The sequence below is a fragment of the Serratia sp. PL17 genome (assembly GCF_017832355.1).
In the GTDB taxonomy this organism is placed as follows: domain Bacteria; phylum Pseudomonadota; class Gammaproteobacteria; order Enterobacterales; family Enterobacteriaceae; genus Serratia.
The window spans coordinates 114,167-129,352 of the sequence record NZ_JAFIBY010000003.1; the positions used below are offsets into that span (position 1 = coordinate 114,167).

The following is a 15,186-nucleotide window of genomic DNA, read 5'->3' on the forward strand; positions in this document are numbered from 1 at the left end:
GGAGGCGGGGAAGTCCCCGCCCAATGAGATGTAATTTATGCCTTTAGCAGCCCGCTACCCAGGTAATCATTGGCGTCTTTTACCCCCGGCAGCGCAAAGAAATAGCCGCCACCGATAGGTTTGACATACTCTTCCAGTGCCTCGCCGTTCAGGCGTTTTTGCACCGTCAGGAAGCCTTTTTCCAGATCGGCCTGGTAGCACACAAACAGCAGCCCCATTTCCAACTGGCCGGAATTGGATACGCCGATCGAATAGCTGTAACCACGGCGCAACAGCAAATTGCTCTGCGTTTGTGGCGTACGCGGGTTCGCCAGACGGATGTGCGCATCCATCGGGATCATTTTGCCCTCGGGATCTTGGGCGTAGTTCGGCTCGTCATGTTCATGCTTCATGCCAAGCGGCGCACCACTGTGCTTCTCGCGCCCAAAGATGGTTTGCTGTTCCTGCAAGGGTGTGCGGTCCCAGAACTCGACGTGGAAGCGGATAATACGCGCAGCCTGATAGCTGCCCCCTACCGCCCACGCAGGTTCCCCGGCGTTGTCAGCCACCCACACCACCTGGTCCATCAGCGGTTTGTCGTCGGTTTTCGGGTTGGCGGTACCGTCCTTAAAGCCCAACAGGTTGATCGGCGTTTCTTTGCCTTTGCTGCGGGCAGCATGAGCGGATATAAATCCTTCGCGTTTCCAGCGCACGCTGAGCAGATCCGGCGAATGCTTGATAATGTCACGCAATGCATGGATCACCGTCTCATTGGTATTCGCGCAAATCTGCAACAACAAATCGCCGTGGCACAGGCTGGCATCTAATGAATCGTTGGGGAAACGCGTCATTTTCTGCAATCGCAGCGGTTTGTGCGCCTGCAGACCGAAACGCTCGTCGAACAACGAGGTCCCAACCGACACGGTGATGGTCAGGTTATCGGGATAAATCTCCGGCCCCATAATGCCCGAATCGAGCGGTGGCAGCTTGGGATCAACCTCCGGGGCCTTACCGCCCGTGGTCAAAAAGGCAATGCGGGTGGTCAGCAGCCGAAATAGCCGCTCCAAATCCTGCTTGTTGCTTGCCAGTACGTCGAACGCCACCAGCATCATTGCCGCCTGCTGCGGGGTGAGAATACCGGCCTGATGTACACCATAGAAGGGTTGCTTCTGCCAACGTTCATCCTGCGGTACCGCCAGCGGTTCAGCGGCGCTATCTTTTGCCTGAGCCAAACGGCTGCTGCCCAACGCCAAAACGCCGAACCCTAACCCTTGCAGCAAACGCCGACGCGACGGTGACGCCGCGCCCTGGGGTTGCTGATGCGGCCCGTTTTCCGGGCCGATCTTGTTACTCATAGTGCTTTGCCTCAATCCAGACCCAGAACGCCACGCAGTTGTGACAGGTCTTCCGCCAGGGTGGTGATTGGCCCTTTCATGGCTTTACGATCGGCATCCGTCAGCTTCTCGTAAGACTCATAGCCCTCTTTAGTTTTATATTTCGCCAAGATGGTATCCACGGTTTTGAAGTTGGCGTCAATCTTGTCCAACAACGGCTTGTTGGCCTTAACCAACAGCGGGCGCAGCAGGTTCACAATTTTTTGTGCACCGTCGACGTTGGCTTGGAAGTCCCACAGATCAGTACGGCTATAACGATCTTCTTCACCACTGATTTTGCTCGCGGCCACTTCCTCGATCAAACCGGCTGCACCACCGACCACTTTGCTTGGCGGGAAGGTCAGATCGTTCACGCGTTTTTGCAGTTCAACGGTGTCGTTATACAGTTGCTCCGCGTATTTGCTCATGTCTTTGGTGGTGTTGTCGGCAAACAGCGCTTTTTCCAGACGGTGGAAACCGGTGAATTTCGGATCTTCCGCTTTCTTCTCGTAATCATCTTCACGGGCATCGATACTGCCGTCCAGATCAGAGAACAGCTCAGCAATAGGTTCAATGCGCTCGTAGTGTTGACGTGTCGGGGCATAGAGTTTGCGCGCCAGCTCCACGTTGCCGGCTTTTACCGCATCGGTGAACAGTTTGGTCTGTTTGACCAGCCCTTCCACTTCCTTGGTCACGTAAACTTTATATTCAGCAATCGGCCCAACCAAATCCATCGCATTAGGTTTGCCGTCAGTGGCCGCGCCGGCAGCAGCCGTCACGATCAATTTACCCTTCGGATTACTGAGCAGGCCGCAGGTCATGTCGTACTCACCCGCATCGAGATTGGCCGTCATTTTCTGAGTGAAGCCCGGCGCGATATTCTCGCGCTCTTCCACCACCATCACCCCTTTCAGGATTTCCCATTCAACGTTTTTCTGGCTGGTGTTGTGCACCACAAATTGGGTTTTACCGGCCGGCACGGTCAATTGCATCGGCTCACACTGTTTGTCGTTTACGGTTATCTTTACCTGCGGCACGTCCGCCGCTAAGGCGTTGGTGCTCAGCGCGAACGCCGGGAGAGCCAGTAATGCTGCGTGCAACGCCTTGCGGCGGAATAACGGAGTAGACATACAAGATTCCCTCTTAAATTAATGATTGATTTTACGTTGCGCCGAAACCGCAGCCGGTTCCGCACGCTGCGGCAGGAAAAAGAAAATCAGAGCCGGGATCAGATACAAGAAATAGACCACCACTTCACTCACCGTCGGTGCTTCCTGGTAGCCGAAAATCCCCTCAAGCAGGGTGCCAAACAGTGAATGGGTTGAAAGGTGGTTGCTGAAATCGAAGGCAATATCCTGGAAATGGTTCCACAGCCCGGCCTCGTGGAAAGCACGAATCGCGCCTGCGGCCAGACCGGCAGCAACGAACAGAATAAACAGGCTGGTCCATTTGAAGAATTTGGCCAGGTGCAGCTTCACACCGCCCCAATAGATCACCATGCCCAGAATGATCGCGGCAACCAGGCCCAGCACCGCACCGATCGGGGCCGCAATCCCCACGTCTTGCTGGAAGGCCGCCAGCAGGAAGAACACCGACTCTAGCCCTTCGCGGGCAACGGCAAAGAACACCATCGCCACCAGCGCCCAGCCCTGGCCTTTGCCGGAGTTGAGCGCATTGTCGATCGCCCCTTCCAGATGCACCTTGACCGACTTGGACACTTTACGCATCCAGAACACCATATAAGTCAGGATAAACACGGCCACCACGGCGACAATGCCCTCGAACAGTTCTTGCTGCTTCTGGGGGAATTCACCGGTGGTTTCATTGATGAAAATGCCAAGCGCCAGGCACAGGGCAGCGGCAACAATCACCCCTATCCATACCACGCCTAGCCATTGACCCCGCTGCGTGCGTTTTAGGTAGCTGGCGATCAGGCTGACGATTAACGCAGCCTCCAACCCCTCACGGAACATGATAAGGAAGGGAACAAACATAAGTAATAACCCCTAAAAAGGCATCTGCTGCAAAGCGCCCGCACGCCGAAACGGCGGCAACGCCAATGTAAAGAAAAGTAAAACACAACGATAGTGATTATCATTCTGGCTGGCGGAAATACAAGAGCGGCAAGGGTGATTTTTTCTAATCAAATGTCGCCAGTTGTTTCAGGCAGATGATAGCAAGGCGAGAAATGACAAAGGACGCATTAAGCGTCCTTTGGTCTTGCACGACGAGAGCGTTAAACGGTTTTGAACTCGGCTTCAGCCTGTTCGAAACGTTCGGTAATGGTCGTCGAAGGTTTGCGCCCCATCAGGCTCACCACGACGATGGCGACGCAGCCAAGCAGGAAGCCAGGGATAATTTCATACAGCCCCAACCAGGCAAAGTGTTTCCAGACGATCACGGTGCCCGCTCCCACCAGCATACCGGCCAATGCGCCATTACGCGTCATGCGTGACCACATCACAGAGATCAGGACGACCGGGCCAAAGGCCGCGCCGAAACCGGCCCACGCGTAGCTCACCAGACCCAATACGCGGTTTTCCGGGTTTGCTGCCAGTGCGATAGCCACCAACGCCACGACCAGCACCATGATACGCCCTACCCACACCAGCTCACGTTGGCTGGCACCTTTACGCAGGAAGGCTTTGTACAGGTCTTCGGTAATGGCACTTGAACAAACCAGCAGTTGGCAGCTTAGGGTGCTCATTACGGCCGCCAGAATCGCCGACAGCAGAATGCCCGCAACCCACGGGTTGAACAGAATCATCGCCAGTTCGATAAACACGCGTTCGCCGTTCTGCGACACATTACCCGCCAATTCCGGGTTGTTGGCGAAGTAGGCAATGCCGAAGAAACCAACGGCAATGGTGCCAGCCAGACACAGAATCATCCAGGTCATGCTGATACGGCGTGCGCTGCGGATAGTGCGGTGAGAGTCTGCGGCCATGAAACGCGCCAGAATGTGTGGTTGACCGAAATACCCCAAGCCCCAACCCAGCAGCGAAAGAATAGCCACAAAGTTCAGGCCTTTCAGCATGTCGATATTGGCCGGATTCTTCGCCTCAATCACCAGCATTGACGTGTCGATCCCCCCAACGGCAAAGATCACAATCACCGGCGTCAAGATCAGCGCGAAAATCATCAGGCTGGCCTGTACGGTGTCAGTCCAGCTCACCGCCAGGAAACCGCCAATAAAGGTATAAAGGATGGTAGCCGCAGCACCGGCCCACAGCGCCGTTTCGTAGCTCATCCCAAAGGTGCTTTCGAACAGGCGCGCGCCGGCCACGATACCGGAGGCACAATAGATGGTGAAGAATACCAGGATGACAATGGCTGAAATCACCCGCAACAGCTTGCTGCTGTCTTCAAAACGGCTGGTGAAATAATCCGGTAACGTTAGGGCGTTATTGTTGGCCTCGGTGTGAACACGCAGCCGCCCCGCCACCAGTTTCCAGTTAAAGTAAGCGCCGATCGTCAGGCCAATGGCAATCCAGCTTTCTGAAATGCCGGACAGGAAGATGGCGCCCGGCAGGCCCATCAGCAACCAGCCGCTCATATCTGATGCGCCGGCAGAGAGCGCGGTCACTACGCTACCCAAGCTACGACCGCCCAGAATGTAGTCGTCAAAGTTATTGGTTGCCCGGTAGGCAAGTAAGCCGATTAACACCATCCCGAAGATATACACCAGGAAAGTCACCAGCATTGGTGTGCTCATTGTCATGAAATTCTCCACTCTCATTATTATTTCGCGCTGTATTGCGATAGTTACTGCTTGCCAATCCGCCGGAACGTGGCGAAATGCGGACACCCCGCAGGTGAAATATAGTTTCCACCCGTAATTGTCTGACCGCTGGCTATCCTAGTTGACCTGTTCATTACCCAACAAGACATTTAACAACAAAGTTACACAAAGTTTACCCTGCGTCACATTTAACCGCTCTCAAAGTTGCACCAGCTACACCCCAAAAGAGTTGCACCTCATATAAACGCGGCCTTACCCCTGAAATTACTGGGGATAACACGCCTAAATGCCCTATTCACCCCCGTTGTTTATCCTGTCTGTCAAAAGCAGCAGCAAGAACCGTGCCGGTTATCGATGTTAAAAAACTGATGAAACTCACACTTCGCTCATCAGCTTGATTTAACAAGGTTGCACAAAGTTGCAACATGCAGGATATTGTCTGCATTCATCACAGCACACAACGCACGAACCTATCCCCACAGGCTATTTGGCCCGCAGTGTGTATAGCCTGATGGGATAGGTTCTTAAACACAGGAGTTGGATTGGCATGGGCACTACCACAATGGGCGTGAAGCTCGACGAGGCAACGCGCGATCGCATCAAAAGCGCAGCACAGCGTATCGATCGCACGCCACACTGGCTGATCAAACAAGCCATCTTTAATTATCTCGAACGTCTCGAGAACGGTTCCGATATTCCTGAAATTCCTGCACTTGCCGCCGCCGGCCAGGCCGAAGCGGACGACATTATGCCGCAAGTGCAAGAAGAGTCCCACCAGCCATTCCTTGAATTTGCAGAACAGATTCTGCCCCAGTCGGTTAACCGCGCTGCCATCACGGCGGCTTATCGCCGCCCTGAGACCGAAGCGGTGCCGATGTTACTTGAACAAGCGCGATTACCTGCCGATCTTGCCAAAGCTACCCATAAGATGGCTTACAGCATCGCAGAAAAATTGCGTAACCAAAAAAGTGCAAACGGCCGCGCCGGGATGGTGCAAGGTTTGCTGCAAGAGTTCTCGCTTTCCTCACAGGAAGGCGTTGCGTTGATGTGCCTGGCAGAAGCCCTGCTGCGTATTCCAGATAAGCCAACCCGTGATGCGCTGATCCGCGACAAAATCAGCAACGGCAACTGGCATTCCCACCTCGGCCGCAGCCCGTCTCTGTTTGTTAACGCCGCCACCTGGGGCCTGCTGTTTACGGGCAAACTGGTGTCGACCCATAACGAAGCTAACCTGTCTCGCTCATTGAACCGTATTATCGGCAAAAGCGGTGAGCCGCTGATCCGCAAAGGCGTGGATATGGCGATGCGCCTGATGGGTGAACAATTCGTTACCGGTGAAACCATCGCCGAAGCGCTGGCTAACGCCCGCAAGCTGGAAGATAAAGGTTTCCGCTACTCTTACGACATGTTGGGTGAAGCTGCCCTGACCGAAGCTGACGCCCAGGCTTATCTGGTGTCCTACCAGCAAGCCATCCACGCGATCGGCAAAGCATCCAACGGCCGTGGCATCTATGAAGGCCCGGGTATTTCGATCAAGCTTTCTGCACTGCACCCGCGCTACAGCCGCGCGCAGTACGAACGCGTCATGGAAGAGCTTTACCCGCGCTTATTGTCACTGACGCTGCAAGCGCGCCAATATGACATCGGCATTAACATCGATGCCGAAGAAGCCGACCGTCTGGAAATCTCACTCGATCTGCTGGAAAAGCTGTGCTTTGAGCCACAATTGGCAGGCTGGAACGGCATTGGGTTCGTTATCCAGGCCTATCAGAAACGTTGCCCGTTCGCCATCGATGCGGTGATCGACATGGCACAACGCAGCCGCCGCCGTCTGATGATCCGTCTGGTGAAAGGCGCTTACTGGGACAGCGAGATCAAACGCGCCCAAATGGACGGTCTGGAGGGCTATCCGGTATATACCCGCAAGGTCTACACCGACGTTTCCTATCTGGCCTGCGCGCGCAAACTGTTGGCTGTGCCAAATTTGATTTACCCACAGTTCGCTACTCACAATGCCCATACCCTGAGCGCCATTTACCATTTGGCGGGCAATAACTACTACCCAGGTCAGTATGAGTTCCAATGCCTGCACGGCATGGGTGAACCCCTGTATGAGCAAGTCGTGGGTAAAGTGGCTGACGGTAAGCTGAACCGCCCTTGCCGTATTTATGCCCCGGTCGGCACCCATGAAACGCTGCTGGCGTATCTGGTACGTCGCCTATTGGAAAACGGCGCCAATACCTCATTCGTTAACCGCATCGCCGACGCCACGCTGCCGCTCGACGAGCTGGTTGCCGATCCTGTCAGCGCAGTCGAAACTCTGGCTGCGACGGAAGGTCAAATTGGCCTGCCGCATCCACGCATCCCGCTACCACGCGAACTGTACGGCGAGAAACGCACCAACTCCAGCGGCCTGGATCTGTCCAACGAACAGCGTCTGGCCTCCTTGTCCAGCGCACTCTTGACCAGCGCCACGCATCCATGGCGCGCAGAGCCAATTATCGACGCTGAGCTGGATCAAGGTGTTGAGCAACCGGTGATTAACCCTGCCGAACCGGGCGATGTCGTCGGTTACGTACGTGAAGCCACCGAAGCGGAAGTCAGCCGGGCGCTTGATGCCGCCGCCGCCGCCGGCCCAATCTGGTTTGCTACCCCACCGTCCGAACGCGCCGCGATCCTTGAACGCGCCGCTGAACTGATGGAAGGTCAGTTGCAGAGCCTGCTGGGTATTCTGGTACGCGAAGCCGGTAAAACCTTTAATAACGCCATCGCAGAAGTCCGTGAAGCGGTCGATTTCCTGCATTACTACGCAGGCCAGGTACGTGATGACTTCGCCAATGACAGCCATCGCCCTCTGGGCCCGGTCGTCTGTATCAGCCCGTGGAACTTCCCCCTGGCAATCTTCACCGGCCAGATTGCCGCGGCACTGGCAGCAGGCAACAGCGTGCTGGCCAAACCGGCAGAACAAACCCCACTGGTTGCCGCGCAGGCCGTGCGTATTCTGTTGGAAGCCGGTATTCCGCAAGGCGTGCTGCAACTGTTGCCAGGCCAGGGCGAGAGCGTTGGTTCGGTACTGGTTAACGATGCCCGCGTCCGCGGTGTGATGTTTACCGGTTCTACCGACGTCGCCGGTATCCTGCAGCGCAGCATCGCCGGCCGTCTGGATCCGCAAGGGCGTCCAACCCCGTTGATCGCCGAAACGGGCGGCCTGAACGCCATGATCGTGGACTCTTCGGCGCTGACTGAACAGGTCGTAACCGACGTAGTCGCTTCCGCTTTCGACAGCGCTGGCCAGCGTTGCTCTGCCCTGCGTATCCTGTGCATTCAGGAAGACGTGGCAGATCACACGTTGCAAATGTTGCGCGGTGCGATGGCCGAGTGCCGCATGGGTAACCCGGAACGCCTGTCTACCGATATCGGTCCGGTGATCGATGCCGATGCCAAAACCGGTATCGAACGCCATATCCAGGCGATGCGCGCCAAAGGCCGCAAGGTTTATCAGGCAGCGAAAGGCAATGCGCAGGATGAGAAAGAGTGGTCACGCGGCACCTTCATCAAACCAACGCTGATCGAACTGGACAGCTTTGATGAGCTGCAAAAAGAGATCTTCGGCCCAGTGCTGCACGTGGTCCGCTTCCAACGCACCAATCTGGAGTCGCTGGTCGATCAGATCAACGCCGCCGGTTATGGCCTGACGCTGGGTATCCACACGCGTATTGATGAGACCATTGCCCGCGTGACTGAGCGCGCCAAGGTCGGTAACCTGTACGTCAACCGCAACATGGTCGGTGCAGTCGTCGGCGTGCAGCCGTTCGGCGGCGAAGGCCTGTCCGGCACCGGTCCGAAAGCCGGTGGTCCGCTGTACCTGTATCGTTTGCTGGCTAACCGCCCGGATGACGCCGTACAACGTACCCTAAACCGTCAGGATGACGAACGCCCGCTGGAAGCCACCGCACGACCACAGCTGCTAAAAGCACATCACGCGCTGGAACAGTGGGCAGTAGCCGATAAACAACCGGAACTGGTTGCCTTGGCACAGCGTTACGCCGAATTGGGCCAAGGTGGCACCATGCGTCCTCTGCCAGGCCCGACCGGCGAACGCAATACTTATGCCCTGCTACCGCGTGAGCGCGTTCTGTGCCTGGCCGATAACGAGGCCGATGCCTTGACGCAGTTGGCGGCGGTATTGGCAGTAGGCAGCAGCGTGTTGTGGCCAGAAGCCGAGCTGCAACGCAGCCTGTATCGCCGCCTGCCGGCAGCCGTTCAGGCCAGCATCAGCTTCAGCAAAGATTGGCAGCAGGATAAGGTCGAATTCGACGCCGCCATTTACCACGGCGACGCCGATCAGTTGCGTATCCTGTGTGAGCAAATCGCCCAGCGCAGCGGTGCAATCGTGTCAGTGCAGGGCTTTGCTCACGGCGAAACCAATATCCTGTTGGAGCGCCTGCTGATAGAACGCTCGCTGAGCGTGAATACCGCCGCCGCCGGCGGCAACGCCAGCCTGATGACGATCGGTTAATCGGTAGCACGCCTCCAATCTGCGAACCTTCCCGCAAACCCTGCACTCATGCAGGGTTTTTTATTGTCTGTACCACAGCAGAACGCTAGCGTATCAATCTCGTTGCCAATGAGTGTGTATGGTGCGTATCATTAAGGGATGGTAAGTGCGTGAAAAGTTCAGAACTGATCGAGCTGTTAGAACGGGAAGGTTGGGTTTTAGAGCGAATAAAGGGAAGCCATCATCAGTTTAAACACCCGAGATCCCGCCTGGTGATCACCGTTCCACACCCGCGTAAAGATCTGAAACCAGGGACACTGCGCCAAATCATGAAAGATGCCGGACTGTGCTGACAGAGCACCTTAAGTTAACAGGAAAAATTATGTTCTACCCTGCTTATGTACATTCAGAACACGACGGCAGCGCCAGCGGTTTCTTCCCCGATGTGCCGGGCTGCTATTTTGCCGGTGATACCCTCGACAAAGCCTTTGAGGACGCCAAAAACGCACTGGATGCGCATTTCGAACTCCTGAGCGAAGACAACCAGCCCATTCCGCATCCGCAGGCTGTTTCCTTCCATCTGGCACAGGATAACGACAGCCTGAACGGCGGGCAGTGGCTGTTGGTCGATATCAATATGGATAAGTTCGATGGGCGTGCGGAACGCATCAATATCACCCTGCCGCATCGTCTGCTGAACCGGATCGATTCACTGGTACAACAGCATCCGGGCTACGGTAGCCGCAGTGCCTTTTTGGCCGCAGCTGCCCGTAATGAATTATTGAAAGTCGGTTAGTCGAGAGCCAGGGGGCAAAATGCCCCCCTTCTTACTGATTCAAAAACTTATCGAGGAATTGTTGAGTGCGTTGGTGTTGCGGGTTAGCGAACAGTTCTTTCGCTGGACCTTGCTCAACGATGCGACCGTGATCCATAAAGATGGCGCGGTCGGCCACATCGCGGGCAAAGCTCATTTCATGCGTCACAATCACCATGGTGCGCTTTTCTTCCGCCAGCGAACGAATGGTGTTGAGCACCTCGCCCACCAGCTCGGGATCGAGCGCGGAGGTCGGTTCATCAAACAGGATCACTTCCGGTTGCATCGCCAGCGCACGGGCAATCGCCACCCGCTGTTGCTGCCCACCAGAGAGACGACGCGGATAGGCCGACTCTTTGCCGTTCAAACCCACTTTGGCCAACAGTGCCCGTGCACGTTGTTCAGCCGTAGTCTTTGATTCACCTTTAACGATGACCGGGCCTTCAATAATGTTCTCCAGCACCGAACGATGCGGGAATAAATTGAAGTTCTGGAACACAAAGCCCACCTGTTGGCGTAAAGCACGCACCAAGGTTTTCTGTTTGCTCAGCGGTTTTGAACTGTCGATTTTAATATCACCAACCTGAATAGTGCCAGAATCCGGCACTTCCAGCAGGTTGATACAACGCAGCAACGTGGTTTTACCCGAGCCGCTGGGCCCGATAATCGCGACCACCTCGCCCGTAGCGACCTCCAGATCAATCCCATGTAGCACCGTTTGACCTTTGAATTTCTTGGTCAAATGTTTTACTTCAATGGCACTCATGCATTACTCCTGATCCTGGCGGTTTACGTGGGCTTCCAGACGGTTTTGCAGCGCTGAGAGCAACGTCGCCATCACCCAATAAATCAACGACGCCGCCAAATACATGGTAAAGACTTCCAGCGTGCGCGAGGTAATCAGCTGCGCCTGACGGAACAGCTCCGGCACCTGAATGGTCGCCGCCAGCGAGGTGTCTTTCACCAGGCCGATAAAGCTGTTGCCCAATGGTGGTAATGCGGTACGCGCCGCCTGCGGCAAGATCACCCGGCGCAGCGTTTGCCAGCGGGTCATACCGATACTGGCCGCGGCTTCCCACTGCCCTTTTTCGATCGACGAAATTGCCGCTCGCAGGGTTTCTGAGGTATAGGCTGCCGTATTGAGCGACAGGCCAATCAACGCCGCCGGGAAGGGATCAAACTCGATACCGAACTGCGGCAAACCGTAGTAAATCATGAATAGCTGCGCGATCAACGGCGTGCCGCGGAACAGCGACACATAAATGCGCGACAGCCACGACAGCGGCCATAACGGCGAAAGGCGCATCAGCGCCAGCACAAAACCGAGCAGTAAGCCAAGCGCCATGCCCCCCAGGCTGAGCTGGAGAGTGAGTATCGCGCCCCGCAATAAAAATGGCGCTGAATCCAGCGCCAGTTGGATACTTTCGTGCATTATTTAGTTACGTCCGCGCCAAACCATTTCTCAGAAATCTTCGCCATCGTGCCGTCTTTTTGCATCTCGGCAATGGCCTGGTTAATCGCGGCCAGCAGTTCCGGGTTGTTTTTGCGAACCGCAACGCCTGATTCCTGACGAGAGAACGCCGGGCCGGCGACGGCCAGGGTATCACCGGTTTTCTTCACCAGATCCAATGCGGCCAGACGATCAACCAAAATGGCGTTGATGCGGCCTACGCGCAGGTCCTGGTACTTGGTTGGGTCATCATCATAAGTACGCACGTCAACACCCTGCACGTTGTCGCGCAGCCATTGTTCGTAGTTAGTGCCCAGACCGACACCGACTTTCTTGCCTTTAAGATCTTCCGGCTTGGTGATGGTGCCTTCATTGCCCTTCTTCACCAGCGCCTGAATACCGGAGACGGTGTAAGGCGTGGAGAAATCGTATTTCTTCTGGCGTTCTGGAGAAATGGTCACCTGATTGATCACCACATCGATACGTTTGGAATCCAACGAGGCCAGCATACCGTCCCACTTGGTCGGATTTAGTTTGGCTTTAACACCAAGATGCTGTGCCAGTGCATTGGCGAAATCCACTTCGAAGCCCGTCAGCTTGCCATCTTCCCCCTGGAAACTGAACGGCGGGTAGGTGCCTTCCAGCCCAACCACCAGCGTCCCGTGATGCTTTACCTGCTCCAGCAGGTTATCGGCGGCATAGGTTTGCGTGCTCAACCCGGCTGTCAGTGCCACGGTCATCACGCCCATTAGCAATTGACGACGAACTTTAGAAAAGACCATAAACACCCCATCTGTTGTTTATCTTTTTTGATATCAGCACTTTAACAGTGTGACCGCCTGCATGAAGGAATATAACCTTATAAATATAGTTCAAAATGGAATAACAGATTGCGTTCACACCTGCGGGTGGTAGGCAAACAACGCTGGCGCACCGCCGGTATGAATAAACAGAATCGGGCCGTCATCGCGGAAACGCTGTTGGGCAATGCCGTCAATCAAGCCAGCCATCGCTTTGCCGGTGTATACCGGATCCAATAACACCCCTTCCTGCTGTGCTAACAGCTGTATCGCCGCCAAGCCTTCTTCATTTGGCATTCCATACTGCGGCGCAAAGTAATCGTCCCACAGTTGGATGGGGCTCAGTTCGTCGATGTCTAACGAACAGGCCAGCGCTTTTTGGATCAGCTCAACCTTGGGCAGTTGATCAATCACCTTGCGTGATACGGTCACACCAATCAGCTCAGCCTCCGGCAACAGTTGCTGCAGGCCAACCGCCAGTCCGGCATGTGTACCCGCACTGCCGGAAGCTACCACGATAGAACTAAATTCGACGTTGCTGCGGCGGCTCTGCTCGGCAATTTCCAGTGCACACTGGACGTAACCTAGCGCACCCAATGCATTAGATCCCCCCACAGGCACCACGTAAGGCCGGAAACCTTGCACTTCAAGACGAATCGCCAAATCGGCGAGCTGTTGCTGGGGATCGTGCAGCGCATCACACATCACCACTTCCGTATTGAACAGCCCAAGCAATAGGCGATTGCCATTGGTCAGGTAGTTTTCTTCTTTGGTGTCGATCGGATTTTCCAGCAACGCCACGCAGTGCAAGCCCAGCTTGGCCGCTACCGCTGCCGTTTGGCGCACGTGGTTAGATTGAATAGCGCCGGCGGTCACCAGCGTATCTGCACCCTGACGCAAAGCATCAGCAGCCAGATACTCCAGTTTTCTCAGCTTGTTACCGCCCATCGCCATCGGCGTGACATCGTCACGTTTGATGTAAATTTCACGGCCGAGATAATCTGAAAGGCGAGACAGTTTTTCGAGCGGTGTCGCAGAGCCGACAAAATCGAGGCGCGGGAACTGCGCCAGTTGTTGTTGCAGATTCACAACTTCCCCCAGGGAATAAAGTATCAACATCTAAAAGATAGATTTAGCAGATGTGGACTTAATAATCACTCTTTATTCGTGATGGGGGATAGACGAAAACCCCGGCTGGTGCGCCGGGGAGAGCAGATCAATAGCTTTTTTGCCAGGCGAGATACTGGTCGTATTTACGCAGGGCAATACGGTAATTGTTATGTGCCGCAGAAGGCAGCTCTTCGATAATGCGCTGATGGCTGGCATTGTTGGCGAACTTGTCTGCCGGGTAGTTGCGCTCCACCAACATCTCATCCAACCGGCGCAAGCGCACGACGTATTCGCGGATGGTGCTGTGGCTCATTTCGGTCTGCTCAAACAGGTACTGTTTAAACGCCATAATGTCGAAATAGCTCGGATGGCTATTACAGGAAATCTCGCTGCAGAAACGGCACAACGCGGTCAGTTCATTTTGCACATTAAGCCAAACATGGTCATCAATTGGCTGGTCCATGCGCGCAATCGCGTCTTTGTTAATGATCTTGCCGCGAAACACTAAGGCCATACGATCCAATAGCTTGCCACACTGGGAACAGTGGGTCTGGCTGTGTTTGTAATCTTTCAAATAACGGCTCAGCGGCCGTTTTTTCAATAATATTCCTGGCATAGGGACAGTCCGATTATCGCAATGGTGATCAGGTTGAAGGGTAACGGTTGAAGACATGTCAGTTTTCGCTCGCCAGACGCGCACGCAGGCGTTTAATCGCCTGGCTATGCAATTGGCTGACACGCGATTCCCCCACGTCCAGCACGGCGCCGATCTCTTTCAGATTCAACTCTTCCTGGTAATACAACGTCAGCACCATTTTCTCGCGATCCGGCAACGCCTCGATGGCGTCGATCACCCGTTGGCGCAGGTTCCCCTCCAACAGATGATGTAACGGATTGGCCTCTTCGTGCCCTTCCAGCAGCGGTTCCGCGCTTTCGCCATGCTCTTCCCGCCATTCGTCGTAGGAAAAAAGCTGGCTGTTATTGGTGTCCAACAGAATTTGACGGTACTCATCCAGTGATATATCCAGCGTCTGTGCGACCTCTACTTCACTGGCCGGCCGGCCTAGCCGCTGTTCCAGTTGTCGCATCACCTGCGCGACTTCACGCGCATGGCGACGCACGCTGCGCGGCACCCAGTCACGGCTGCGCAGCTCATCGAGCATGGCACCGCGGATGCGTTGCACCGCGTAGGTGGTAAAGGCTGTTCCTTGCAGGGCGTCATAACGCTCAACGGCGTTCAACAACCCGATTCCGCCTGCCTGCAGCAGATCGTCAAGCTCCACGCTGGCGGGCAACCTGACTTGCAGGCGCAACGCCTCGTGGCGCACTAACGGTACGTAGCGCAACCAGAGAGAATTTTTGTCCATCACGCCTTCGGCGGTATACAGATCGCTCACTATGTCTAAAACCTGCGGATAAG

General features: G+C 55.2%; 13 protein-coding genes. 3 read left to right on the forward strand and 10 right to left on the reverse strand.

The window, feature by feature from the left end; all coding sequences use genetic code 11:
* Window positions 1-35: 35 nt before the first annotated feature.
* The 4 genes from efeB to putP all read right to left on the reverse strand — a co-directional run bounded on the left by efeB (window position 36) and on the right by putP (window position 5,073).
* Window positions 36-1,334, reverse strand: a complete 1,299-nt coding sequence (efeB, locus tag JOE25_RS12075) for an iron uptake transporter deferrochelatase/peroxidase subunit (RefSeq protein ID WP_209635497.1) — start codon at window positions 1,332-1,334, stop codon at window positions 36-38.
* A gap of 11 nt (window positions 1,335-1,345) precedes the next feature.
* Entirely contained in the window at window positions 1,346-2,482 is a 1,137-nt protein-coding gene (gene efeO, locus JOE25_RS12080) for an iron uptake system protein EfeO (RefSeq protein ID WP_209635499.1), read from the reverse strand.
* Between the two features lie 18 nt (window positions 2,483-2,500).
* Window positions 2,501-3,346 carry an iron uptake transporter permease EfeU gene (efeU, locus tag JOE25_RS12085; protein WP_209635501.1) on the reverse strand — a complete coding sequence of 282 codons (846 nt, stop codon included), beginning with the start codon at window positions 3,344-3,346 and terminating at the stop codon, window positions 2,501-2,503.
* Between the two features lie 242 nt (window positions 3,347-3,588).
* Complete coding sequence (gene putP, locus JOE25_RS12090; RefSeq protein WP_209635503.1) at window positions 3,589-5,073, reverse strand: sodium/proline symporter PutP; 1,485 nt, start codon at window positions 5,071-5,073, stop codon at window positions 3,589-3,591.
* Window positions 5,074-5,641: 568 nt separating this feature from the next.
* Between putP and putA the strand changes: the two genes are divergently transcribed.
* The 3 genes from putA (at window position 5,642) to JOE25_RS12105 (ending at window position 10,388) form a co-directional block, all read left to right on the forward strand.
* Complete coding sequence (putA, locus tag JOE25_RS12095; RefSeq protein WP_209635505.1) at window positions 5,642-9,613, forward strand: trifunctional transcriptional regulator/proline dehydrogenase/L-glutamate gamma-semialdehyde dehydrogenase; 3,972 nt, start codon at window positions 5,642-5,644, stop codon at window positions 9,611-9,613.
* Window positions 9,614-9,762: 149 nt separating this feature from the next.
* Complete coding sequence (locus JOE25_RS12100; protein ID WP_209635507.1) at window positions 9,763-9,945, forward strand: type II toxin-antitoxin system HicA family toxin; 183 nt, start codon at window positions 9,763-9,765, stop codon at window positions 9,943-9,945.
* Between the two features lie 29 nt (window positions 9,946-9,974).
* A complete protein-coding gene (locus tag JOE25_RS12105; RefSeq protein ID WP_209635509.1) occupies window positions 9,975-10,388 on the forward strand; it encodes a type II toxin-antitoxin system HicB family antitoxin in 414 nt (137 codons plus the stop codon).
* A gap of 31 nt (window positions 10,389-10,419) precedes the next feature.
* On the opposite strand, the gene tcyN is transcribed toward JOE25_RS12105, so the two are convergent.
* The 6 genes from tcyN to JOE25_RS12135 all read right to left on the reverse strand — a co-directional run bounded on the left by tcyN (window position 10,420) and on the right by JOE25_RS12135 (window position 15,163).
* Complete coding sequence (gene tcyN / locus JOE25_RS12110) at window positions 10,420-11,172, reverse strand: L-cystine ABC transporter ATP-binding protein TcyN (RefSeq protein ID WP_209635511.1); 753 nt, start codon at window positions 11,170-11,172, stop codon at window positions 10,420-10,422.
* 3 nt (window positions 11,173-11,175) lie between these two features.
* Entirely contained in the window at window positions 11,176-11,838 is a 663-nt protein-coding gene (tcyL, locus tag JOE25_RS12115) for a cystine ABC transporter permease (RefSeq protein WP_209635513.1), read from the reverse strand.
* The gene (gene tcyJ / locus JOE25_RS12120) at window positions 11,838-12,638 is read right to left on the reverse strand and encodes a cystine ABC transporter substrate-binding protein (protein WP_209635516.1); all 801 of its coding nucleotides are present in this window, start codon (window positions 12,636-12,638) and stop codon (window positions 11,838-11,840) included. Before tcyJ ends, tcyL begins: the two co-directional genes overlap by 1 nt.
* Before the next feature lie 114 nt (window positions 12,639-12,752).
* Complete coding sequence (locus JOE25_RS12125) at window positions 12,753-13,745, reverse strand: D-cysteine desulfhydrase (RefSeq protein WP_209635518.1); 993 nt, start codon at window positions 13,743-13,745, stop codon at window positions 12,753-12,755.
* A 127-nt stretch (window positions 13,746-13,872) separates the two neighbouring features.
* Window positions 13,873-14,382, reverse strand: a complete 510-nt coding sequence (gene fliZ, locus JOE25_RS12130; protein WP_037419066.1) for a flagella biosynthesis regulatory protein FliZ — start codon at window positions 14,380-14,382, stop codon at window positions 13,873-13,875.
* Window positions 14,383-14,440: 58 nt separating this feature from the next.
* Window positions 14,441-15,163: an RNA polymerase sigma factor FliA gene (locus JOE25_RS12135; protein ID WP_209635520.1), complete on the reverse strand. Its 723-nt coding sequence runs from the start codon at window positions 15,161-15,163 to the stop codon at window positions 14,441-14,443.
* Between the last annotated feature and the right edge of the window lie 23 nt (window positions 15,164-15,186).